This is a genomic window from Vibrio sp. CCUG 15886 (assembly GCF_028570825.1).
GTDB lineage: Bacteria > Pseudomonadota > Gammaproteobacteria > Enterobacterales > Vibrionaceae > Vibrio > Vibrio vulnificus_B.
In genome coordinates this window covers 42791-64705 of record NZ_JAQQBT010000018.1, presented here as the reverse complement: position 1 = coordinate 64705, position 21915 = coordinate 42791, and the positions used below count along the sequence as shown (strand labels likewise).

Below are 21915 nucleotides of genomic sequence, written 5' to 3'. Positions count from 1 at the left end.
GCCCACACAGATTGATAGGTTTAAATTGTTAAAGAGCTTTCTTCTTTTGTGAATCGCATCACTTCGGAAGAGGCGGCCATTCTAGCGAGATAATTTTCAGTGTCAAACACTTTTTCAAAATTATTTCATTTTTCTTTCTGGCCTATCGAACAAGCTTGAAACCCTTGTGAGCCCTTGCCCTGTCGATGAGGTGGCATTATAGAGATCCCGCTCACATTGGCAAGTGTTATTTTGAAAAAATTACAAAAATAAAGCCTAAGCGAACAAAATCCATTCAAAGCGCCATTTACCCAACTTTACCCAAAACAAACCAACAAAATACCCACAAGGTTATCCACAATGTCCGTTTTGTAGCTAAATAAAAAGGCCGCATCTACGGCCTTTGAGCTTCTCTATTATTAAATACCAGAACCATCTTGTTCATTATCTTCTTCGTGAAGTCCACACTCACGCTTCAAGCCAAAGAAACGAGTTTCTTCTTCACTCATCCCTGGCTCCCATTTTTGAGTTGTATGCGCATCTCCTACAGAAAGATAGCCCTGCTCCCAAAGGGGATGATATGAAAGACCGTGTTCTTTTAAATAGTAGTGTACGTCTTTGTTACTCCAATCAACTACAGGCAAGAATTTAAACACACCATTTTGTATCGAAAGAATAGGTAGGCCTGCTCGGGATTGAGATTGCTCTCGGCGTAATCCGGAAAACCAGGTTTTAACATTAAGCTCATTCAGTGCACGACGCATAGGTTCGACTTTATTAAGCTTGTTGTACTTTTCTATTCCTTCTATACCTTGCTCCCACAGTTTGCCGTATCGAGCTTCCTGCCAGTTTGCACTCTCATTCGCTCGGTATACTTTGAGGTTTAGGTTTAGAGATTTAGTTAACTCATCAATAAATTGATACGTTTCAGGAAATAGGTAGCCCGTATCGGTCAAAATGACGGGAATATCGGCTTGCTGCTTCGATACCAAATGCAGCATGACAGCCGCTTGAATCCCAAAACTCGACGAAACAGCGTGTGCCCCTTCCAAATTTTGCAGAGCCCAAGCGACCCTCTCTTGAGCTGACAGCATCTCTAACTCAACGTTGATTTCGGCAAGGCGGATACTTTGCTCCGCCTTGGTTAACGAGAGTAATTCTGATAGCTGCAGCGTTGAAGCAACAGAATCAAGCATAGAAATCCCTTTTAGAAATGATGACTTCTTCAATAATGCCAACACGAACAGTGAAATCGCCAAAGCATTCGTTAGGAAGGCGTTCGTTTGCCCAGCGACCAACAAGCTGATCAATCTCTTCTAAGATCTGTTTCTCAGTGATGTTCTCTTTATACATTTTTGGAACTCGCGTACCACCGCGGTTGCCACCTAGGTGTAAGTTATAGCGTCCTGGCGCTTTGCCCACCAAACCGATTTCCGCCAACATTGCACGGCCACAACCATTAGGACAGCCCGTGACTCGCAAAATGATGTTGTCTTCTTTATCTAAACCATGCTTGTCCAGAATCCCTTCAACATCCGTCACAAACTGAGGTAGGAAACGCTCCGCTTCTGCCATTGCCAGCGGACAGGTTGGAAACGCCACACACGCCATAGAGTTTTTGCGTTGCTCGCTAACACCCTCATCCATCAAACCATGTTCTCGTGCCAACTTCTCAATTTTGGCTTTGTTGCTCTTGGAGACTCCTGCAACAATTAAGTTTTGGTTGGCCGTCATACGGAAATCACCTTTATGGATTTTAGCGATTTCTGCCACACCTGTTTTCAGTGGTTTACCGGGATAATCGAGTAAACGCCCATTCTCAATAAACAGGGTGAGATGGTGCTTACCATCAATCCCTTCAACCCAGCCAATGCGATCGCCGCGCTCGGTGAACTCATAAGGGCGGCTAACCTCAAACTTAATCCCAGCACGCTTTTCGACTTCCGCTTTAAAGACATCCGTACCTACGCGATCTAAGGTGTACTTGGTTTTAGCATTTTTACGATTCGAGCGATTTCCCCAATCACGTTGCGTCGTGACGACTGCAGCAGCGACATCCAGCGTTTTCTCTAGAGGGATGTAGCCGAAATCATCGGCACGACGAGGGTAAGTTGAAGTGTCACCATGCGTCATAGCAAGGCCACCACCCACCAGCACGTTAAAACCAATCAATTTGCCATTTTCAGCAATCGCGACAAAGTTCAGATCATTGGCGTGCACATCCACATCATTTTGTGGCGGGATCACGACGGTCGTTTTAAACTTACGCGGTAAGTAGGTTTTCCCCAGGATCGGCTCATCATCTTCCGTGGTTTCCACTTTTTCACCATCTAACCAAATCTCTGCATACGCTTTGGTTTTAGGCAGTAAATGCTCACTGATTTTTTTCGCCCATTCGTAGGCTTCTTGATGCAGCTCAGATTCAACCGGGTTGGTGGTACACAAGACATTACGGTTAACATCACCCGCCGTCGCAATCGAATCAATACCAATACTATTTAGTGTCTGGTGCATTAGCTTGATATTTGGCTTAAGTACACCGTGAAACTGGAAAGTTTGGCGCGTGGTCAGACGAATGCTGCCATAAAGTGAATGCTCGGTAGCAAACTTGTCAATCGCTAACCATTGTTTGGGTGTAATGATACCACCAGGCATACGTGCACGTAGCATAACGTTATGTAGAGGCTCTAGTTTCTGTTTTGCGCGCTCGTTACGAATATCACGGTCATCCTGCTGATACATACCGTGGAAACGAATCAACTGGAAGTTATCCGCGGTAAATCCGCCCGTGATTCGGTCTTGTAGATCTTGCTCTATCGTGCCACGTAGGAAGTTACTCTGCGTTTTAAGGCGTTCGTTATCAGACAACTTTCCTAATTCTTCGCCTAATACAACCTGCTTATTATTTTCAATAGAAAAAGTCATTAGTACACATCCCTTTGATAACGTTTTGCTTTACGTAAGTCGTTAATAAATTCTTCTGCGTCATCGCGTGACATCTTGCCCTCTTGCTCTGCGACTGCGACAAAGGCTTGATGAACATCTTTTGCCATTCGGTTCGCATCACCACAGACGTAGAGATAAGCGCCTTCTTGAATCCACTGCCATACTTGCGCTGCATTTTCTAAGATGCGTTGCTGCACATAGACTTTCTCTGCTTGGTCACGACTAAAAGCGACATCGAGTTTCGTCAGCAGGCCGGATTTCAGATACTTCTGCCATTCAACCTGGTAGAGGAAATCTTGCGTAAAGGTACGATCACCAAAGAACAACCAGTTTTTGCCTTCTGCACCGCGGTTATCACGCTCTTGGATGAAACTGCGGAAAGGTGCAATACCCGTACCAGGCCCAACCATGATGACTGGGACGTTATCGTCTGCTGGCAACTTGAAGTTATTGTTGTTCTCTACAAATACTTTTACTTGCTCACCTTCTTCTAGACGTTGCGCTAAATAACCAGAAGCGCCTCCAAAACGTTTCTCACCTTTAACATCGTATTCAACCAAACCAACGGTGAGATGAACTTCTTCATCCACTTCCGTTTGGCTCGAGGCAATGGAGTAAAGCCTTGGAGTAAGGCGACGCAGTAGCCCCACCAACTCCTCTGCCGTAAGTTTGGTTTGCTTTTCCGCTAACAGGTCCACAAGCTGAGTATTACCTGCGTACTCACGCAGCTTGTCTTTCTCTTCCACCAGTTTTAGCAGCTTTTTGCTACCGGAAAGCTGGGCAAACTTTTCGACTTGTTGAGGATTAGAAGAAGTAATTTCAAACTTACTCACCAAAGCACTGTGAATAGAGAGGCTTTCACCGTCCACATCAACGCTTTCCACCCCAGACAATCCCACTTTGGCTAGCACTTGATTGGCTAACTCACCACTATTCTCAAACCACACCCCTAAGGCATCTCCCGGCTGATAAGTGATTCCGGAGCCTGCTAGGTCAATTTCAACGTGACGAACGTCTTTACCTGAATCTCGGCCTGTGATTTTTTGGCTGGTCAGCAGCGTCGCAGCATAAGGTTTTTGCTTAGTATAGAGAGCATGCCCCGCAGCCAATTGCGCGACTGGCAATTGAACCACGTCAGCTTCAACTCCCGCAGACAAAGCATCTTTTACTTTTTCTAGCGCCTGTTTTCGCCACTGCGCTGCGGATGCATCATAGTCGACATCGCAATCGACACGTTCGATGAATGGCGTCGCACCAAGCTTGGCAAGATACGAATCGAAATCTTTGCCCGTCTGACAGAAGAATTCATAGCTTGAATCCCCTAAACCAATCACACCGTATTGCAGATTTGGTAATTTGGGGGCTTTCTTTGACTGGAGAAACTCGTGCAGCTCGATAGCGTTATCTGGCGCTTCACCTTCACCATTGGTGGACGCGACAATAATGACATGAGTTTCATTGGCTAAGTTTTTACCTTTGTAATCGCTCGCATCAAATAGCTGAACAGCAATACCTTCTGCTTTTGCCTCTTGCTCTAGCGCTTCAGCAACCCCTTTGGCGTTGCCTGTTTGAGAAGCAAAGATAATCGTCAGTTTTCCTGCGGGTTTAGCGGCCACAGCCGAAACCGCTTGAGCGATAGGCGTGACAGCGGATGGCGCGGCACTTTGCGACAATCCCCAAAAGTAGCCACTCACCCAAGCCAATTGCTGCGGTGATAAATCTGAAATCTGCTGTAATAGATTAATTTGTTGATCGTTGAGTGGGCTAGCTAAGCCAGCCAATCCTGATGGAGTAGTGTTTCCTGATGACACTTTCTTTTGAGAAGACATAGTCACGACATCCCTATTCATTGCGTGACGATAGATTAACCACTCTTTTTAATAACAAGAAAGAATAGAAGTGAATGTTTTATAACTTTTTGGAAGTAAGCAAAGCCTGAGAGATCAGCGGGTTTCCACTCTGACTTGTTGAAAGCCGACCGCCATTGCGGATTTGGACGCTTCATCAAGATCTTGATACTGGCACTCTTCGCCATGGCTGTCTGTCAGCAAAACAAAGCCACCTCTCGCATGGCGGAACTCCACCACCCATGCCCCCTCTTGTATGGAAGGTTCAATGATCGCCTCAACCAACTGCTTCTCTCGATATAAGTTTCTTAACTCGGTAATGGTCATACACTGTCCCTGTCTGACTTTTGATGATGACATCAATAAGCATGGACGAATTTGCCACCAATGCGAATTATTTGCCGTATTTTATAGATAAGAGATATAAAAAAAGGCCGCTTATAACATAGCGGCCTTTCTAAATTCTCATTAGTGATTAAAAGCGGTATTGCGCTCCTAAAAACCAGCCATGGGCGAAGATAAATGATTTACCTAAAGAGGAAGCGAAAGCATCGGCTTCCAAGTCAATCACGCGGTAACCCGCACGTAAAGCCACTTCCGAACCCTCAAAAGGCAATCGATACTGCATACCTGCCATCAAATCTGTACTCTTGATGCCTTTGTTGTTACCAAAGTTCATCTCACCAATCACATCAAAATTGGTTTTTGGTACGTTAATTTCACCGTAGCCATACCAAGCCCAAATCATCTCATCAAACGAAGACTCGCCTGCGGCTAAGTCCGCAACATTGAGATACTTGGTGTTGCTCAAATCGCTAAAGGTAATACCCGCATCAAAGTGCATCAAATCGTGCTCAAGCAGATTAAAGTAAAGCGTCAGATCCAACTTATCGAATGCCATGTAATCGGCATCAATCGAAGAGTAACGCACACGCATGTCTGGCAAATATTTCACTTCATGCTCAATAGATGCGTAATAACTCCCAGTAGCAGCACGATCACGGTCAACTTCGTTGACTTTCGTTTTCACATTCCAAAATTCGGCGCCTACCGTGGTTTCTACACTGGCTTGGCAGGTCGCAGAAAACAGGCCTAATGGCGCCAATAGTGCACAAATGGTGGCGATTTTATTACGCATGAGAGTAATACTCCGATTTTACTGAGTTAACCTTGGATGAGCTGAGCGGGGATCCTATCACAATCTCAGCTCACACACTCAACAAAATCCGCTCCAATTACGATTTGTATCTGGGCTGCGCGACCACATGCTTAAAAAACCAGATAGCCACGGCGATAACAATTAACCAAGGCAATAACTTCAAAGCAAACCCGAGCATGCCGAGCAAAATCATCACCACCAGCGCAATACCTGTAGCAGCAAACACTGTCATCATTGTAATCCCCGTCACCAACAAGGTTGCTGCGAAAACCAAAATAAAAATCAGCTCTAACATCATCTATCTCCTTTGTTTTCTTGTAAGGAGCAGAATCTGTACCAACTTTTCAAATTCAAATAACCATTTAAAAAATAAAGAAAAAGCCCTTAAACACAAAAGCTAAGGGCTTCAAGACAAAGCGTAACTTGGTGATTTTTACCACCTAATGGTGAAATTTACACATCCAATTCTTGCGGTATTTTGGCTAAAGCCTGCTGCAACACTTCAATACCAGAGCCTGGTTTGTGGGCATTCTCACTGATATGGCGACGCCATTGACGTGCACCTGGCATATTTTGGAATAGCCCTAGCATGTGACGAGTCATATGGCCAAGGTAAGCACCATTGGCAAGCTGCTGCTCGATGTAAGGATACATTTCTTCCACGATCTGACGTCGCTTCTTAATTGGCGATTGGCTGCCAAACAACTCTTGGTCCACTGACGCGAGTAAGTAAGGACTTTGATATGCTTCGCGACCGATCATCACGCCATCTAGATGTTGTAGGTGTTCTTTCGCTTCTTCTAAGGATTTCACGCCACCGTTAATTGCAATCGTCAAATGAGAGAAGTCTTTCTTCAGTTGGTAAGCTCGTGGGTAATCCAGTGGTGGGATCTCACGGTTTTCTTTCGGGCTTAGGCCACTCAGCCATGCTTTACGCGCATGGATAGTAAACTGTTCGCAGCCACCTTTTTCAGAAACAATGGAGACAAAGTCAGTAAGAAACTCGTAAGAGTCTTGATCATCGATACCAATACGGGTTTTCACCGTCACCGGAATATCCACGACCTCTTTCATTGCAGCGACACAATCCGCAACCAATTGAGGCTCAGCCATAAGACAAGCACCAAAACGTCCATTCTGGACGCGATCTGACGGGCAACCGACATTCAGGTTTACTTCGTCATAGCCTCGCTCTGCTGCTAACTTGGCACAAGTGGCAAGATCTTGAGGGTTTGAACCGCCCAACTGCAACGCGACAGGATGCTCTTCTTGGTTATAAGCAAGGAAGTCCCCTTTCCCATGAATAATTGCTCCAGTCGTAATCATTTCGGTATAGAGCAAGGTTTCTTTCGTCATCAAGCGATGAAAGTAACGACAATGGCGATCGGTCCAATCGAGCATAGGAGCGACAGAAAGACGACAAGAGTGAGTCATAAGTATTTACCTTAACAACAAAGGAGCCGAAGCAATCCGCATAAGTAACGGCGCAAAGTGCTGATATTTTGCACGGTTAATTATTCGGGTTGGCTTCATATCAAAATTTTGGTCCGATATTGTAATGGTTCATGTCGGGATGCGCTACACTCGCTTTACCTGAGTCAGGTTTCGTTTTATTGTTGGGCGAACACTGACCGTTTGTGACAAAGATAAAAGCTTATTTGGATTTTTATCGGTTTCTCAACGATCTTCGTATAGAAATAGTTTATTATTAAGAAAGTCCAATCATTATGGTGAAAGCTTTGGACCAGACACTAGTTGAGCAAATAGAAGGCATATGTTCGGCACGAGGAGTCCGACTGACTCCGCAACGTAAGCGAGTTTTTGAACTGATTTGTTCAAACTCAAGAGCCTCCAGCGCTTATGAATTACTGGAGCAGCTCAAGGAGAGCGAACCTCAAGCCAAACCTCCTACCGTCTATCGCGCTTTGGAATTTTTAATGGAGCAGGGCTTTATTCATCGGGTTGAATCGACCAACAGTTTTATCTCCTGCTGCTCTTGCAACGCAAACCAACATTTTTTCCAATTACTTATTTGTGATAAATGTGGGGATGTCGTTGAACTTCAGGATGATACACTGATATCCTTGTTGGCCAATAATGCTGAGAAATACGGCTTTAAATTGACCAATCAAGTGATCGAAACTCACGGTACCTGTAAAACTTGTCTCTCAGAGTGAAAGAATAAAGATATAGAAGAACGTTATGCGCGCTGAATTTGTAAACCCGTTTTTAGCATCTCTAATGAATGTTCTAAAAACGATGGCTTCACTGGAATTGAAGCCTCAGAAACCACGAATCAAAAAAGATGAGATTGCCCGTGGTGATGTTTCTGGCCTTATTGGTATGGTCGGGGCGCAAACACGCGGCTCGATGTCAATTACCTTTGATGAAGGGCTTGCGCTCGAAATCATGCAGAACATGCTGGGTGAGCGACCAAATGGATTGAATGAAGAAGTAACCGATATGGTGGGTGAAATCACCAATATGGTTACTGGTGGAGCAAAACGTATTCTCGCTGAAAGTGGCTTTGATTTTGATATGGCGACACCTGTTGTGGTCTCAGGCAAAGGTCACACGATTCGCCACAAGTGCGAAGGCTCGATCATCATCATGCCATTTTCCTCTCAATGGGGTAACGCGTTCATCGAAATCTGTTTCGAATAATCAATAAATGAAAGGTTGGCTTTGGCCAACCTTTTTTGTTTCGCTATTACGAACATAAAAAAGGTCAGCAAATGCTGACCTTTGTTTTTCTATTCGCACATTACGCTTTGAAAGCTTTAAATGCGTTAATGAGACCATTGGTCGAGCTGTCGTGTGAACTGATTTCAGAACCATCAGCTAGCTCAGGTAGGATTTGGTTTGCTAGTTGTTTACCTAGCTCCACACCCCATTGGTCAAAGCTGAAGATGTTCCAAATCACGCCTTGAACAAAAATTTTGTGCTCGTACATGGCGATCAGGTTACCCAGTGTGCGAGGGGTGATTTGCTTAACCAAGATAGAGTTGGTTGGACGGTTACCTTCAAATACCTTGAATGGGGCAATCGCCGCCACTTCTTCTGCATTTTTACCGGCTTTAACCAATTCCGCTTTGACGGTTTCTTCATCTTTACCAAATGCCAATGCTTCTGTTTGTGCAAAGAAGTTCGACATCAGTTTCTGGTGGTGGTCACCTGCTGGGTTGTGACTCACAGCCGGTGCAATGAAGTCACAAGGGATTAACTTGGTGCCTTGGTGGATCAGTTGGTAGAACGCGTGCTGACCATTAGTACCAGGCTCACCCCAGATAATTGGACCAGTTTGGTAAGTCACTGGGTTACCATTGCGGTCAACGTATTTGCCGTTCGACTCCATGTTACCTTGCTGGAAGTACGCCGCAAAGCGGTGCATGTACTGATCGTAAGGTAGAATAGCTTCTGACTCAGCGCCATGGAAGTTGTTGTACCAAATACCAATCAGGGCAAGAATAACAGGAATGTTGCTTTCTAACTCTGTAGAGACGAAATGGTTGTCCATCTCGTGAGCACCCTCTAGAAGCTCAACAAAGTTGTCGTAACCGACAGCAAGTGCAATAGAAAGACCGATGGCTGACCATAGAGAGTAACGACCACCAACCCAGTCCCAGAACTCAAACATGTTATCTGTGTCGATACCGAACTCAGATACCGCTGGAGCATTAGTAGAAAGTGCCGCAAAGTGCTTAGCAACGTGTGCTTGATCGCCAGCCGTAGCTAGGAACCAATCACGTGCAGTGTGAGCGTTTGTCATGGTTTCTTGAGTCGTGAACGTCTTAGACGCGATCAAGAAGAGTGTTGTCTCAGGATCGACTTTCTTCAGTGTTTCAACGATGTGAGTACCATCAACGTTAGATACGAAGTGTAAGTTTAGGTGGTTTTTGTATGGTGCAAGCGCTTCCGTCACCATGTAAGGGCCGAGGTCTGAACCGCCAATGCCGATGTTGACGATATCTGTGATCGCTTTACCTGTATAACCTTTCCATTCACCGCCAATAACACGCTCAGTAAATGATTTCATTTTCTCTAGCACTGCGTTTACCGCTGGCATCACGTCTTCACCATCAACCAGGACTGGCTGGTTTGAGCGATTACGTAGCGCCGTATGCAGCACCGCGCGACCTTCCGTTTGGTTGATCGCTTCACCACTGAACATTGCTTTAATAGCAGCACTTAGTTCCGTTTCTTTCGCTAGTGCGAATAGGTGTTTTAACGTTTCTTCGTTGATAAGGTTCTTTGAGTAATCGACAAGAATATCACTGCCAAAACGTGCTGAGAGCTTATCAAAACGCGCTGCGTCTTGAGCAAAAAGATCTTTCAGATCCATATCTTGTGCAGATTCAAAATGCGCTGTCAGCGCGTTCCAAGCTTGTGTTTGCGTTGGATTAATAGTTTTCAACATGGTATTTATCCCGATGTTACAGTAGGTTCTATTCCATACAGTCTAGCGAAAACTGGTGGAATCCCCGATTTAGCAAAAAATAATGGTGATTGTCGACTGCACTCTCGTGCAAGACAACCTTAAGTTTGTAATTTTTTTTCAGAGTGCAATTATGACGCACTCGTGCTGCGCGCTCTTTGAGTTAAGTCACGTAAACCGTTTCTGTTTTGAGCAAGCCACTTAGCATTATGGCTCACTATAGTGTGTTGTCTCTCTAATACGCTGCAACCAAAGATAGCGTTGAATTATCCATTTGCCAAATAGATTATAAGGAATGAGATATGTGGTATCAGAAGTGTTTAACCCTACCCGCCCGAAAGCGTGGCTTTCATCTGATCACTGATGAAATTGAACAACAATTACCAGAATTATCAAAATTATCCGTTGGTTTGTTACATCTTTTTATCCAACATACCTCAGCCAGTTTGACTATCAATGAGAACGCCGACCCCACCGTTCGACATGATATGGAGCAACACTTTAATCGCTTTGTTCCTGAAAGGGCCCCTTACTATCAGCATGATTATGAAGGCGATGATGATATGCCCGCCCACATAAAAGCCTCAACATTAGGATGCCATCTCACTATTCCAATCTCTCAGGGGCGTTTAGCGTTAGGTACTTGGCAAGGGATCTACTTAGGCGAACATCGAGATCATGGTGGACAACGGCGTATAATGGCCACGCTCTATGGGGAATAAAAAACAAGCCGAGCAAATAGCTCGGCTTGAGTGATGATAAGGTGTGGCAAACGTTAAAACGGCTGATTGACCATGACACGAAAAAGGCTCTCTTCACTTCCCCATGCCATTTCGGCTCGCACCACAATGCCTTCCACTTGAAAACGCACGGCACCACCTGCGCTCCACTGCATATCGCTGTGCAGTTCAGAGAAACTGCTTTCGTCGCTCACTCGTCCCATATCGACAAAAGCGACCCATTGCCACCAAGGGATATCGTAGATATTCAGCACTGGAATATCATCCAAAGGTTGCCATTTGGGTAAAACACGGTACTCAGCGCTGTAGTTGATGGCCGATTTGCCATGAAAACGCCCAGAGGAAAAACTTCTCAATCGGTATAAACCACCTAGACTCACCTGATCAAACTCTGGCGGTCTTTGACATGTTTGAGTATTACAATTATTCCAAGTAGGCGTATCGGCAATATAGAAGTTAAACGCAAACACTTGTTGGTCGAGAAGATCATCGACACCACCGAGATTCCAAAAGCCACTACTGGAATACTCATACTTCAACCAATCGCTGTTATTGCCCCAGTTTTCATCTGCGTAGGTGATGTCCAGTCGAGTGCGAAAGCCTTGAGTAGGGTTGCGAACATCATTTCGGTTATCCCAATCCAACTTCAAACTGAGCCCGCTAGAGTCGCTATCTTGGCCAGCAATCGCGTTAATCTCTCGAGAGGTATGAAACGGCTGAAACTCAATGGTGGTGATGCCACTGCGATCTGGCGAGAAGCCTTTAATTTGCCGAGTGGGTTCTAATGCCGCACGCGCTCCACGAAACGCCGCATGCCCCCAAGGCACAATATAGCGGAAGGAGAAACGCGTGATTGATTCTTTACCTGTCGCTATCGTTCGATCGGCCGCTGTTGAATCATTACTGGCGTTAGCTCCAAGGTAATAGTCGTAATCAACAAACTTCCCCTGATAGCTTTCCGCACCGAGCAACCAGAAATCACCCACTTGGTAATTTGTTGCCGAAAGATAAGTGACATAGCTTCCTTTGTCAGAATAAAGCACGGTACCTAACACAGAAGCATTAGCTTGCCCTACGTGCTTTGCAAGTCCAGCGACACCCAGAGTATTACCCATGCTATCACTGACAAAATAGTAAGGAACCACGGCCGTTTCTGGAGACCAACTTGGCCAACCATCAGCCCAAGTTGGCAGAGCGCACAAGCCAGTTGCTGCAACCACAAAGCGAAAAACAGGTTTTGATTTCATTATTGATTTATTCGCTATAAGACATTTCAACGCGTGAAGTAAGTTTAGTCACTAACTCATAAGCGATGGTGCCGATATGCTGCGCCACGTCTTCCGCAGGCAAATCTGCGCCCCAAAGAATCGCCTCATCCCCGACATGATCGGTTGCGTCGGGTCCGAGATCCACCGTGAGCATATCCATAGAGACTCGACCAGCAATCGGCACCTTGCGGCCATTGACCAACACGGGAGTTCCGTTGGGTGCGGTTCGTGGGTAGCCATCACCATAACCAATAGCAATTACCCCTACTTTGGTATCGCGTTCGCTGCTCCAGGTTGCACCATATCCCACTGACTCGCCCGCTTTGACATCTCGAACCGCAATTAAATGAGACTTTAAGGTCATCACTGGTTTGTAGCCTAACTCGGAGGCGGTCTTGTCACCAAATGGAGAAACACCATACATAATGATGCCCGGGCGCACCCACTCCAATTGACTTTCTTGCCAAGCCAATAATCCTGCAGAAGCTGCAAGCGAGCGCTCACCTTTGCAACCTCGAGTCAGCGACAAAAACAGCTCGATTTGTTTCGGCGTCATCTCGTTGTTCATCTCATCAGCACAACCAAAGTGGCTCATATAGCGCAAAGGCTTGGCCACATTCGGACACTGATGCAAACGCTCAACAAACGCTTGATATTGCTCAGGACGAACCCCTAAACGATGCATACCGCTGTCGATTTTCAGCCAAACCACTACGGGCGTTTCCAACTCAGCATTTTCCAAATCGCGCAGTTGCTCTTCACAGTGCACCACCGTTTGAATGTTATTGGTCACCAAGACAGGCAAATCACCCGACGAGTAAAATCCTTCTAAAAGCAAGATGGGTTTAACAACACCACACGCTCGCAGTTGTAGCGCTTCTTCAATTCGCGCAACCCCAAAGGCATCAGCACCAACCGCATGCTTAGCGACGTGACGCAAACCATGACCATAACCATTTGCCTTAACCACCGCCATCAACTTACTGTGCGGGGCTTGCTGTTTGATCAACTGCAAATTGTGTTGCAAAGCCACAAGGTCAATACAAGCCGTGGCGGCTTTCATGTAATTCATCGTGTTACTCATCATCAAACGCCGGGCCTGCATAATTGTCAAAGCGAGACCACTGTCCTTGGAATGTCAGCCGCACCGAACCGATAGGACCGTTACGCTGCTTACCAATAATGATCTCCGCCGTACCTTTCAGCGCGCTGTCAGGGTTATATACTTCGTCTCGATAGATGAACATGATTAAGTCGGCGTCCTGCTCGATAGAGCCAGATTCACGCAGATCCGAGTTCACAGGACGTTTGTCTGCCCGTTGCTCTAGCGAGCGGTTCAACTGCGACAGGGCCACCACGGGTACATTCAGCTCTTTCGCCAATGCTTTCAGTGAGCGAGAAATCTCCGCAATTTCCAAAGTACGGTTATCCGAGAGAGCTGGCACGCGCATCAATTGAAGGTAGTCGACCATGATCATCGATAAACCACCATGCTCACGCGCCACACGACGCGCACGTGAACGCACTTCCGTTGGCGTTAGACCAGAGCTGTCATCGATGTACATGTTCTTCTTCTCCATCAAAATACCCATGGTCGAAGAAATACGCGCCCAATCCTCATCGTCCAGCTGACCGGTACGGATCTTGGTTTGGTCAACACGAGACAAAGAGGCCAACATACGCATCATGATTTGTTCCGCGGGCATCTCCAGTGAGAAAATAAGCACAGGCTTGTCTTGATCCATCGCGGCGTTTTCACACAAGTTCATTGCAAAGGTGGTTTTACCCATCGATGGACGTGCGGCGACAATGATAAGGTCAGAGCCTTGCAAGCCTGCGGTTTTCTTATTCAGATCCGTAAAGCCAGTATCCACCCCGGTGACACCATCTTGCGGGCTCTTGTACAGTAGCTCGATACGTTCTAAGGTTTTCTCTAGAATGGAATCGACATTTTGTGGGCCTTCGTTTTCGCTGGTGCGTTCTTCCGCGATGGCGAATACTTTACTCTCAGCGAGATCGAGCAGATCTTCCGAACTACGGCCTTGAGGATCATAACCCGCGTCCGCAATTTCATTGGCCACACTGATCAGATTACGTACTAAAGCTCGCTCAGCAACGATATCAGCATAGGCATTAATGTTGGCAGCACTTGGCGTGTTCTTCGCCAAATCGGCAAGGTACGCAAAACCACCGACATCTTCCAACTGCTCACGGCGTTCTAAATGCTCGGACAGGGTAATCAGATCCAGCGGCTTGTTCTCTTCCAAAATGCTTTTAATGGCATCGAAAATCAAACGGTGGGGACGACTATAAAAATCCTTGCTGACCACACGCTCAGCAACCGTATCCCAACGTTCATTATCCAATAACAAACCACCAAGCACCGATTGCTCAGCTTCTAAGGAATGAGGAGGAACTTTTATTGCATCTACTTGGCTATCCGGAATTTTGCGTTTTCGATTATCCGCCATGACTACACTCTGTAACTTATATTTAGCGTCATTATACTCAAAATGGTTTAAGATGCGCGCCTCCGCATGCAGAGTTTGTTGCCCATCTGACAAGTTTTAACTTTAGGCTGACGCACCTATTCTCGTATGTTCGTACTATCCTGAGCCATAAGCTCACATTATAAGAGGTGTTCGTGTCCAATCGCTGGTTTCTGTCGTTAGGTCTATATGCCGTTAGCCTAACTGCTTATGCTGAAGATAATTTGGATAAGGACATCGCCCTTCCATCTCCTTGGAAAAGTGAAGTGGAGTTTGGCTATCAAGCTCACTCAGGCAACTCGGATTCTCAAGCGCTCAACGCACGCCTCAGTGGGGAATACACGGAAGGTCGCCACCGCTCAAATGGAGAGTGGAAATTCTACAATTTATACAAAGATGGCGAAGAAGATAAGCGCACGTCAACTTACAGCCTGCAATCTGACTACAAGTTATCCCCTAAGACCTACCTTTACGGCAGCTTTAAAGGCATTGATTCACGCTACAGTGCGTACTTCAAAGACTACACAATTTCAGCGGGTTTGGGTTATCAGTTTGCCAGCACGGATACCTTTGTGCTTGAGTTCGAATTCGGTCCTGGCTTTCGTTATCAAGAGCCCAATCTGGATGAAATTGATGACGATGACATTATTTTCCCTGAAATCGTCGAAGAAGGGATTTTCCGTGGCAATTTAAAAACCAGTTGGCAAGCGTTAGAGAATTTGCGTCTCTCGGCCGATATTACGGTCGTCAGTGGTCACAGCAATACGCGAACCGACAGTGATTTAAGTTTGACCAATAACATTACCGAAGACATTGCCCTTAAGATCGCCCACTCTCGCCAATACCACGACCGAGTGCCCGATGGTCTAAGCAAAGCTGACAGCGTATTCTCCGTGAATCTGCTGTTTGCTTTCTAATCTCAATCCTCTGATACGATAAACTCAAGCAATAAAAAAAGCACCTCAGAGAGGTGCTTTAAAATTTCGTCTTGATACTGAATATTACTCAGCAACAACTTGTAGTTTAACTGTCGCGAATACTTCAGAGTGAAGTTGAACGCTGATTTCGAACTCACCAGTTGTACGTAGAGCACCTTCAGGAAGGCGAACTTCGCTCTTAACAACTTCAACGCCAGCTGCAGTGATTGCATCAGCGATGTCACGAGTACCGATAGAACCGAACAGTTTACCTTCGTCACCAGCTTTAGAAGCGATAACTACTGCTTCTAGAGCGTTTACTTTCTCAGCGCGAGCTTCTGCAGAAGCTAGTTGCTCAGCAACTTTTGCTTCAAGTTCAGCACGACGAGCTTCAAACATTTCAACGTTGCCTTTAGTTGCCATAACTGCTTTACCCTGAGGGATAAGGAAGTTACGAGCGTAACCAGACTTAACGTTTACTGTGTCACCAAGGCTACCTAGGTTACCGATTTTATCAAGTAGAATAACTTGCATTGTTTAATCCTCTTTCTTAATAAACGGTACCGATTACTGATGCTTATCAGTGTACGGTAGTAGAGCTAGGTAACGAGAACGCTTGATCGCGCGAGCTAGTTGACGCTGATACTTAGCGCTAGTACCAGTGATACGGCTAGGTACGATTTTACCAGCTTCAGTGATGTAGTTTTTAAGAGTTGCTACGTCTTTGTAATCAATCTCTTGTACGCCTTCTGCAGTGAAACGGCAGAATTTACGACGACGGAAGAAACGAGCCATGGGCTATCTCCTGATCTTAAATATGAATTATGTCATCGGCATGTAACACCAATTTACCTACGCCATTTCGGCCGGTCTGATAAGCAACAAAGCCACTTACCTTAATGTTACTGCCCAAAACTATTTGTTGAGTTATGTCTTGTGACCCTTTACCGCTGACAACCACTGGCATTCGACAGAAAACTTGTCTTGGTAAATCCGCCTCAACCACTACCGAGCGATGCTCGAGCCAAAATCGACAATGTGAGATTCCAGCAGGGCTTTGGCTTCGAATCGGATCTTTCACGACAGTGCCGCTCAGCTCCATTCGATTGGTCATAAAATCAATTACTCAGCAGCGAATTCTTTCGCTTCAGCTTCACGACGAGGAGCGCGTTCTTCTTTCTGCTTAAGCATGATTGAAGGCTCAGTGATAGCTGCTTTAGTACGCATGATCATGTTGCGTAGAACTGCATCGTTGTAACGGAAAGCAGTTTCTAGCTCATCGATTACAGCTTGGTCCGCTTCAACGTTCATTAGAACGTAGTGAGCTTTGTGAAGCTTGTTGATTGGGTAAGCCAGTTGACGACGACCCCAGTCTTCTAGACGGTGGATTTTACCGCCAGCTTCAGTGATAGAACCTGTGTAACGCTCGATCATGCCAGCAACTTGCTCGCTTTGATCAGGGTGCACCATGAATACGATTTCGTAATGACGCATTGTTTGCTCCTTACGGATTATTAGCTTCCACATTTGGCTCAGTCATCCAGAGGAAGCAAGGAACTAAGGGTTATTGACCGAGTTTAAGGACGGCAAATAGTACAGAAAGGGCTCAGTTTAAGCAAGGAGTATTTTTAAACAACCGAGAGCGAGGAAGATAGGGACTAGGGAGCTAGGAAGATAGGGACTAGGGAGCTAGAAAACTAGAAAACTAGAAAACTAGAAAACTAGAAAACTAGAAAACTAGAAAACTAGAATGCGAGGAAGCGACTCTTCTAGCAACCTCGCTTCTGGAATTTACGCTTTAGCCAACTCTGCACGCATTTCGTCAATCACGGCTTTATAATCTGGTTGGCCAAAAATGGCTGAACCTGCAACAAACATATCCGCACCCGCTTCGGCGATTTCACGAATGTTATCCACTTTCACACCACCATCGATCTCCAAGCGGATATCACGCCCAGTCGCATCAATCATCTTACGTACTGCACGCAGCTTATCCAAAGTGTGAGGAATGAATGACTGCCCACCAAAGCCAGGGTTCACCGACATTAATAAAATGAGATCCACTTTATCCATGATGAATTCTAGGTGCGCCAACGGCGTCGCAGGGTTAAGTACAACACCCGCTTTACAGCCGTGCTCTTTGATCAATTGCAAGGTTCGATCGACATGCTCAGACGCTTCGATATGGAAGGTGATCATCGACGCACCCGCTTTGGCAAAATCGGGAATGATGCGATCGACCGGTTTGACCATCAAATGCACATCAATCGGCGCGGTAATGCCATAATCACGTAGCGCTTTACACACCGGCGCGCCGAAAGTGAGGTTCGGAACATAGTGGTTATCCATCACATCGAAATGGACAACATCCGCCCCAGCCGCCAAGACTTTTTCAACATCTTCACCTAGACGAGCAAAATCTGCAGACAAAATGGATGGAGCAATAAGAAAATCTTTCATACCTGACCTCAGTAATCACGAGCAAAACAGCAAACCAATGTGCGCGCAATTTTACCGAAGCCAGTGTGGAGATCCACCATTTCGGTGAAATAGTGTGAATGTAGAGAATGAATCGATGGGGTTAACTGATGTCTGGCTTGTGGAAAAGCGCCATTAGTTCATCCACTTTGTTACGCCCACCGCCGTTACGGCTGATAGTGCGCTTGACCTTAACGACATTCAGCTCCGCACCATGATACAAACGGCGTGTCAGTTTGGTGTCGTGGTTTGAAATAAGTACTGGAATGCCTCTTTCGCTCGCGGTTTTTTCCGCAATATCCGCTAAGGCAGCTTGATCATCCAATGTGAAACCATTCCCTGCGTATGACGTAAAATTGGCTGTATTTGAAAGTGGCGCATACGGTGGATCGCAATACACCACACACCCTTTGCGTGCACGACGAAATGTCTCTTGATAACCTTCGCATACAAACGTCGCTTTCTGCGCTTTCTCCGCAAAAAACTCTAATTCCGCTTCAGGGAAATACGGTTTTTTGTACGAACCAAAAGGCACATTGAAACCGCCTTTTTTGTTGTAACGGCATAAGCCATTGAAACCAAAACGGTTCATGTAGAGAAACGCTAATGAGCGAAACATCACGTCATCGGTTTTGTTGAACTCACTACGGATGCTCAAGTAAGCGTCTTTACGATTGTTCTCTTGCGTAAACCAGCGTTTTGCTTCACTGATGTAGAGCTCAGGTTGCTCTTTGAGCAAATTGTATAAGTTGATCAAATCGGGATTGATATCGGCCAAAAGATAATGCTCATAATCCGTATTGAGGAATACGGAACCCGCTCCGACAAAAGGTTCTACGAGTTTACGAGCCGGCGGTAGGTGCTTTTGGATGTCCTCCACAAGGCCATATTTTCCGCCTGCCCATTTTAGAAAGGCTCGCTGCTTTTTCATCGAATGCTCTTTACTGCTCTATCTATCAACCCAATTTCAAGGGTGCGGAATGTAACATATTTTCCCACGAAACTCAGGTTTATTTCACTCGGTCTATCTCTCGGTGTACCTGACTGAGCGATTTTGCCCATGGGCCAAGCGACTGGAGAGATTTCGGCAGTTCATTCACCGCATCTCGAGCCATTTGAATAGTGGGATAATCGCGGTAGGTCACGATGTACCACTCCGTGTCGTTTCTCAGCGTCGGATAAATACGGACTTGATTCTGCAACTGGTGTTTATCTAAAAAGGCTTGAACATCTTGCAACGACGTCATCGCCGCCAGTTGCAATGTGTAACCTCTTGGTGACAACGCTTTCAACTCTTCACGAGCAAAGGAAAAACGCACAACAGCAGGCGCTTGATCCTGTTCTGGCGTTTGGTTGATTTTTTCTGGCGCATCCGCTTCGATTACAGGGGTCGTTTGCGTGTTCGCGGCCACCAAGGCATCCATCTTACTGGTATCAGCCTGCTGAGGCTTATTTTCCAACAATGCGTCCACGACATCTGACTCAATCACAACACGTTGCTGATCTTGATCGCTAATGCCAACGCTAGTGGTCATCTCTTTCACCGCTGGGGGGAGTGCGTCGGTATCATCTTGTGCACCTTGTAAAGACAATGCCTCGGCTTGCTGTCGAGCCAGCTCTGTTTTTTGCTCGGCATCTATCACCTGGGTTTCGGCAGTGGGCTCTAAAGTGGGAATCACTGTTTGTTCCAGCGTTCGTGAAATCTCTTGCGCTTTCTCATCGGCAGTTGGTTGGCTGAACATCCACCAATAGCCTGCCGCGGCGAGCAGCAATAATATCAGTACGGTGAGCACGATATTTACCGGTGATGCCACTATCGAGCGGATAATGATCCTTTTTTCCACCTTGAGATCTCCTAAAGCCATAATTGCCCCTGGAATCGGGTCTACTTTCTTAAATGCGGCACGCACTTTTTTCTCATTGGCTTCGTCGATGTAACGAACCACCAGGTTTTCAAAAAAGCGCATCGCTTCCGTTTCACTCAGCCTTTCAATGTCAAGGTCGACTGGTTTATGCTCCTGCCCGTAGCCTAAGCGCGTCAACAGTGACTCTAATTGACCTGATTCGCTAAACATCAAGACGTTGACGGTCCATTGAGGGTTAGCCTGAGCTTCCAGCACCCACATCCATAGCTCTGAGACAAGCGCCTCACTTAACAGATGAGCATCATCAATAACAATGGCAAAGTCACAAGCTTGATCAGCAAAAAGGCGCTCCGCACTTTCAATCAAAGCATCGTGCGGATTAAACAACGGCTCACTGACAAGCTGGCTAAGAATAAGCGTGCGATGCTGGCTTTCATCTTGACTAGGATGGCACAGAACTAAACATTGATTTTTTTCCTGCGCATACTGCTCAAGATAACGTTGCGCTAACCAAGACTTACCAAATCCTTTAGCACCATTAATAGTGATAAGGTTGGAGCCAAAATTAGTCAATAACTCAAGACGTTCTAAAAGCTCGGTTTGAGAATCCAGTTCAAGTACATTAGGCAAAGCACGGCTCATCAGCGATTCCTTGTGAAAATAGCCCCTGATGGAGCTATTTTAAGGTTTGATTAATTGATTGTGCGACAATCTTCAATGGCTTGACGAATGACCTCTTGAGGAACATCAGCCACGACCTCAGCGGTACCAATACTGCTTGGTAAGACTAATCTCAGTTTCCCTGATAGCACTTTCTTATCGCGCATCATATGAGTCATGAAATCGTCAAACGTCATACTTTCTGGTGTATGTACTGGCAGCTTAGCTCTGCTAAGTATAGAGAAAATCTTATCAAATTGCTGCTGATCGATCATACCCTGTAACTGTGCGGTGCGTGCCGCCATGACAGTACCCGCAGCAACGGCTTCACCGTGTAACCAGTTGCCGTAGCCGAGCTCAGCTTCGATCGCGTGTCCAAACGTATGGCCCAAGTTCAATAAAGCGCGAATGCCTGACTCTTTTTCATCTTGCGCCACCACTTCTGCTTTAATTTCGCAACAGCGTGCGATGGCGTAAGTTAATGCTTGTTCATCTAATGAATACAGCGCATCAAGATGCTCATCGAGCCAAGTGAAAAACTCAGCGTCATAAATGATGCCGTATTTAATCACTTCAGCAATACCCGCAGCAAACTCTCGTTCAGGAAGAGTTTTCAAACAGTTGGTATCAATAATCACCGATTTCGGCTGATAGAATGCACCAATCATGTTTTTGCCTAGTGGATGGTTAACTGCCGTTTTTCCACCAACAGAAGAGTCCACTTGGGATAACAGCGTGGTTGGAATTTGAATAAAATCCACACCACGTTGATAACAAGCGGCAGAAAAACCGACTAAATCACCAATTACACCACCACCTAGTGCGATAACCACGACATCACGGGCAAAGCTTCCCTCGAGAAGAAAGCTCATTACTTGGTTAAAGGTATCTAAACTCTTGTATTGCTCTCCATCAGGCAGTTCAAGCAACGAGGCCTGACAACCTAAAGATTGCAATAAAGAAAGAATTTTATCCGCATAGAGAGGGGCTACCGTGACATTGGTGATCACGACCACTTTCTGCCCAGCAGTGAGAGAAGATAGGTGCGCCGAATCTTCAAACAACCCGGCGCCTATTGTGATTGGGTAGCTACGTTCAGCTAAATTGACCGTAATCCGTTCCATGGTTGCAC

General features: G+C 46.0%; 23 protein-coding genes. 4 read left to right on the top strand and 19 right to left on the bottom strand.

Annotated features, from left to right (window positions below):
- Nucleotides 1-398: 398 nt before the first annotated feature.
- The 7 genes from PQQ36_RS19795 to dusA form a co-directional block, all read right to left on the bottom strand.
- The gene (locus PQQ36_RS19795) at nt 399-1175 is read right to left on the bottom strand and encodes a phosphoadenylyl-sulfate reductase (RefSeq protein WP_273662479.1); all 777 of its coding nucleotides are present in this window, start codon (nt 1173-1175) and stop codon (nt 399-401) included.
- Nucleotides 1168-2904: an assimilatory sulfite reductase (NADPH) hemoprotein subunit gene (cysI, locus tag PQQ36_RS19790; RefSeq protein ID WP_011151263.1), complete on the bottom strand. Its 1737-nt coding sequence runs from the start codon at nt 2902-2904 to the stop codon at nt 1168-1170. Before cysI ends, PQQ36_RS19795 begins: the two co-directional genes overlap by 8 nt.
- Nucleotides 2904-4775, bottom strand: a complete 1872-nt coding sequence (locus PQQ36_RS19785; protein ID WP_011079376.1) for an assimilatory sulfite reductase (NADPH) flavoprotein subunit — start codon at nt 4773-4775, stop codon at nt 2904-2906. Before PQQ36_RS19785 ends, cysI begins: the two co-directional genes overlap by 1 nt.
- Before the next feature lie 93 nt (nt 4776-4868).
- Nucleotides 4869-5099 carry a hypothetical protein gene (locus PQQ36_RS19780; protein WP_011079375.1) on the bottom strand — a complete coding sequence of 77 codons (231 nt, stop codon included), beginning with the start codon at nt 5097-5099 and terminating at the stop codon, nt 4869-4871.
- Nucleotides 5100-5247: 148 nt separating this feature from the next.
- On the bottom strand, nt 5248-5910 hold the full coding sequence (locus tag PQQ36_RS19775; RefSeq protein ID WP_039554820.1) for a TIGR04219 family outer membrane beta-barrel protein: 663 nt from the start codon (nt 5908-5910) through the stop codon (nt 5248-5250).
- Between the two features lie 97 nt (nt 5911-6007).
- Nucleotides 6008-6226 (bottom strand): envelope stress response protein PspG, encoded by a 219-nt coding sequence (pspG, locus tag PQQ36_RS19770; protein WP_039554822.1) that lies wholly within the window; start codon nt 6224-6226, stop codon nt 6008-6010.
- A gap of 158 nt (nt 6227-6384) precedes the next feature.
- Nucleotides 6385-7365: a tRNA dihydrouridine(20/20a) synthase DusA gene (gene dusA / locus PQQ36_RS19765; protein ID WP_011079372.1), complete on the bottom strand. Its 981-nt coding sequence runs from the start codon at nt 7363-7365 to the stop codon at nt 6385-6387.
- A 293-nt stretch (nt 7366-7658) separates the two neighbouring features.
- Here dusA and zur point away from each other — a divergent pair, with 293 nt between their 5' ends.
- Together zur and PQQ36_RS19755 are read left to right on the top strand one after the other, a co-directional pair.
- Nucleotides 7659-8108, top strand: a complete 450-nt coding sequence (zur, locus tag PQQ36_RS19760; protein WP_011151269.1) for a zinc uptake transcriptional repressor Zur — start codon at nt 7659-7661, stop codon at nt 8106-8108.
- Nucleotides 8109-8133: 25 nt separating this feature from the next.
- Entirely contained in the window at nt 8134-8595 is a 462-nt protein-coding gene (locus PQQ36_RS19755; protein ID WP_011079371.1) for a chemotaxis protein CheX, read from the top strand.
- A gap of 100 nt (nt 8596-8695) precedes the next feature.
- Here PQQ36_RS19755 and pgi read toward each other — a convergent pair whose 3' ends face one another.
- Nucleotides 8696-10348: a glucose-6-phosphate isomerase gene (pgi, locus tag PQQ36_RS19750; protein ID WP_225471000.1), complete on the bottom strand. Its 1653-nt coding sequence runs from the start codon at nt 10346-10348 to the stop codon at nt 8696-8698.
- Between the two features lie 320 nt (nt 10349-10668).
- Between pgi and PQQ36_RS19745 the strand changes: the two genes are divergently transcribed.
- Complete coding sequence (locus PQQ36_RS19745; RefSeq protein WP_038964147.1) at nt 10669-11088, top strand: secondary thiamine-phosphate synthase enzyme YjbQ; 420 nt, start codon at nt 10669-10671, stop codon at nt 11086-11088.
- A 53-nt stretch (nt 11089-11141) separates the two neighbouring features.
- On the opposite strand, the gene PQQ36_RS19740 is transcribed toward PQQ36_RS19745, so the two are convergent.
- The 3 genes from PQQ36_RS19740 to PQQ36_RS19730 are packed head-to-tail and all read right to left on the bottom strand — an operon-like array spanning nt 11142 to nt 14845.
- Nucleotides 11142-12353: a BamA/TamA family outer membrane protein gene (locus PQQ36_RS19740; RefSeq protein WP_101956522.1), complete on the bottom strand. Its 1212-nt coding sequence runs from the start codon at nt 12351-12353 to the stop codon at nt 11142-11144.
- 7 nt (nt 12354-12360) lie between these two features.
- Nucleotides 12361-13479, bottom strand: a complete 1119-nt coding sequence (gene alr, locus PQQ36_RS19735; protein WP_273662480.1) for an alanine racemase — start codon at nt 13477-13479, stop codon at nt 12361-12363.
- Nucleotides 13451-14845: a replicative DNA helicase gene (locus PQQ36_RS19730; RefSeq protein ID WP_013571039.1), complete on the bottom strand. Its 1395-nt coding sequence runs from the start codon at nt 14843-14845 to the stop codon at nt 13451-13453. The genes alr and PQQ36_RS19730 overlap by 29 nt, the downstream gene beginning before the upstream one ends.
- Before the next feature lie 173 nt (nt 14846-15018).
- On the opposite strand from PQQ36_RS19730, the gene PQQ36_RS19725 reads away from it, so the two are divergent.
- On the top strand, nt 15019-15780 hold the full coding sequence (locus PQQ36_RS19725) for a DUF481 domain-containing protein (RefSeq protein WP_013571038.1): 762 nt from the start codon (nt 15019-15021) through the stop codon (nt 15778-15780).
- 84 nt (nt 15781-15864) lie between these two features.
- Here the strand turns inward: PQQ36_RS19725 and rplI are convergent, their stop codons facing one another.
- The 8 genes from rplI to aroB form a co-directional block, all read right to left on the bottom strand.
- Nucleotides 15865-16314, bottom strand: a complete 450-nt coding sequence (gene rplI, locus PQQ36_RS19720) for a 50S ribosomal protein L9 (protein ID WP_011079364.1) — start codon at nt 16312-16314, stop codon at nt 15865-15867.
- A gap of 33 nt (nt 16315-16347) precedes the next feature.
- Nucleotides 16348-16575, bottom strand: a complete 228-nt coding sequence (gene rpsR / locus PQQ36_RS19715) for a 30S ribosomal protein S18 (RefSeq protein ID WP_000090472.1) — start codon at nt 16573-16575, stop codon at nt 16348-16350.
- 16 nt (nt 16576-16591) lie between these two features.
- The gene (priB, locus tag PQQ36_RS19710) at nt 16592-16894 is read right to left on the bottom strand and encodes a primosomal replication protein N (protein ID WP_011079363.1); all 303 of its coding nucleotides are present in this window, start codon (nt 16892-16894) and stop codon (nt 16592-16594) included.
- An 8-nt stretch (nt 16895-16902) separates the two neighbouring features.
- Entirely contained in the window at nt 16903-17274 is a 372-nt protein-coding gene (gene rpsF, locus PQQ36_RS19705; RefSeq protein ID WP_011079362.1) for a 30S ribosomal protein S6, read from the bottom strand.
- A gap of 297 nt (nt 17275-17571) precedes the next feature.
- Nucleotides 17572-18240, bottom strand: a complete 669-nt coding sequence (rpe, locus tag PQQ36_RS19700; RefSeq protein ID WP_011079361.1) for a ribulose-phosphate 3-epimerase — start codon at nt 18238-18240, stop codon at nt 17572-17574.
- Nucleotides 18241-18361: 121 nt separating this feature from the next.
- Nucleotides 18362-19189, bottom strand: coding sequence for a Dam family site-specific DNA-(adenine-N6)-methyltransferase (locus tag PQQ36_RS19695; protein WP_013571036.1), 828 nt, complete (start codon nt 19187-19189; stop codon nt 18362-18364).
- Between the two features lie 79 nt (nt 19190-19268).
- Nucleotides 19269-20765, bottom strand: a complete 1497-nt coding sequence (locus tag PQQ36_RS19690) for an AAA family ATPase (protein WP_011079359.1) — start codon at nt 20763-20765, stop codon at nt 19269-19271.
- A gap of 50 nt (nt 20766-20815) precedes the next feature.
- Nucleotides 20816-21907, bottom strand: a complete 1092-nt coding sequence (gene aroB / locus PQQ36_RS19685) for a 3-dehydroquinate synthase (RefSeq protein ID WP_011079358.1) — start codon at nt 21905-21907, stop codon at nt 20816-20818.
- Nucleotides 21908-21915: the final 8 nt, after the last annotated feature.

Coding starts and splice junctions, on each gene's coding strand:
- PQQ36_RS19795 (WP_273662479.1), bottom strand. CDS start 1,175: ATGCTTGATTCTGTTGCTTCAACGCTGCAGCTATCAGAATTACTCTCG.
- cysI (WP_011151263.1), bottom strand. CDS start 2,904: ATGACTTTTTCTATTGAAAATAATAAGCAGGTTGTATTAGGCGAAGAA.
- PQQ36_RS19785 (WP_011079376.1), bottom strand. CDS start 4,775: ATGAATAGGGATGTCGTGACTATGTCTTCTCAAAAGAAAGTGTCATCA.
- PQQ36_RS19780 (WP_011079375.1), bottom strand. CDS start 5,099: ATGACCATTACCGAGTTAAGAAACTTATATCGAGAGAAGCAGTTGGTT.
- PQQ36_RS19775 (WP_039554820.1), bottom strand. CDS start 5,910: ATGCGTAATAAAATCGCCACCATTTGTGCACTATTGGCGCCATTAGGC.
- pspG (WP_039554822.1), bottom strand. CDS start 6,226: ATGTTAGAGCTGATTTTTATTTTGGTTTTCGCAGCAACCTTGTTGGTG.
- dusA (WP_011079372.1), bottom strand. CDS start 7,365: ATGACTCACTCTTGTCGTCTTTCTGTCGCTCCTATGCTCGATTGGACC.
- zur (WP_011151269.1), top strand. CDS start 7,659: ATGGTGAAAGCTTTGGACCAGACACTAGTTGAGCAAATAGAAGGCATA.
- PQQ36_RS19755 (WP_011079371.1), top strand. CDS start 8,134: ATGCGCGCTGAATTTGTAAACCCGTTTTTAGCATCTCTAATGAATGTT.
- pgi (WP_225471000.1), bottom strand. CDS start 10,348: ATGTTGAAAACTATTAATCCAACGCAAACACAAGCTTGGAACGCGCTG.
- PQQ36_RS19745 (WP_038964147.1), top strand. CDS start 10,669: ATGTGGTATCAGAAGTGTTTAACCCTACCCGCCCGAAAGCGTGGCTTT.
- PQQ36_RS19740 (WP_101956522.1), bottom strand. CDS start 12,353: ATGAAATCAAAACCTGTTTTTCGCTTTGTGGTTGCAGCAACTGGCTTG.
- alr (WP_273662480.1), bottom strand. CDS start 13,479: ATGCAGGCCCGGCGTTTGATGATGAGTAACACGATGAATTACATGAAA.
- PQQ36_RS19730 (WP_013571039.1), bottom strand. CDS start 14,845: ATGGCGGATAATCGAAAACGCAAAATTCCGGATAGCCAAGTAGATGCA.
- rplI (WP_011079364.1), bottom strand. CDS start 16,314: ATGCAAGTTATTCTACTTGATAAAATCGGTAACCTAGGTAGCCTTGGT.
- rpsR (WP_000090472.1), bottom strand. CDS start 16,575: ATGGCTCGTTTCTTCCGTCGTCGTAAATTCTGCCGTTTCACTGCAGAA.
- priB (WP_011079363.1), bottom strand. CDS start 16,894: ATGACCAATCGAATGGAGCTGAGCGGCACTGTCGTGAAAGATCCGATT.
- rpsF (WP_011079362.1), bottom strand. CDS start 17,274: ATGCGTCATTACGAAATCGTATTCATGGTGCACCCTGATCAAAGCGAG.
- rpe (WP_011079361.1), bottom strand. CDS start 18,240: ATGAAAGATTTTCTTATTGCTCCATCCATTTTGTCTGCAGATTTTGCT.
- PQQ36_RS19695 (WP_013571036.1), bottom strand. CDS start 19,189: ATGAAAAAGCAGCGAGCCTTTCTAAAATGGGCAGGCGGAAAATATGGC.
- PQQ36_RS19690 (WP_011079359.1), bottom strand. CDS start 20,765: ATGAGCCGTGCTTTGCCTAATGTACTTGAACTGGATTCTCAAACCGAG.
- aroB (WP_011079358.1), bottom strand. CDS start 21,907: ATGGAACGGATTACGGTCAATTTAGCTGAACGTAGCTACCCAATCACA.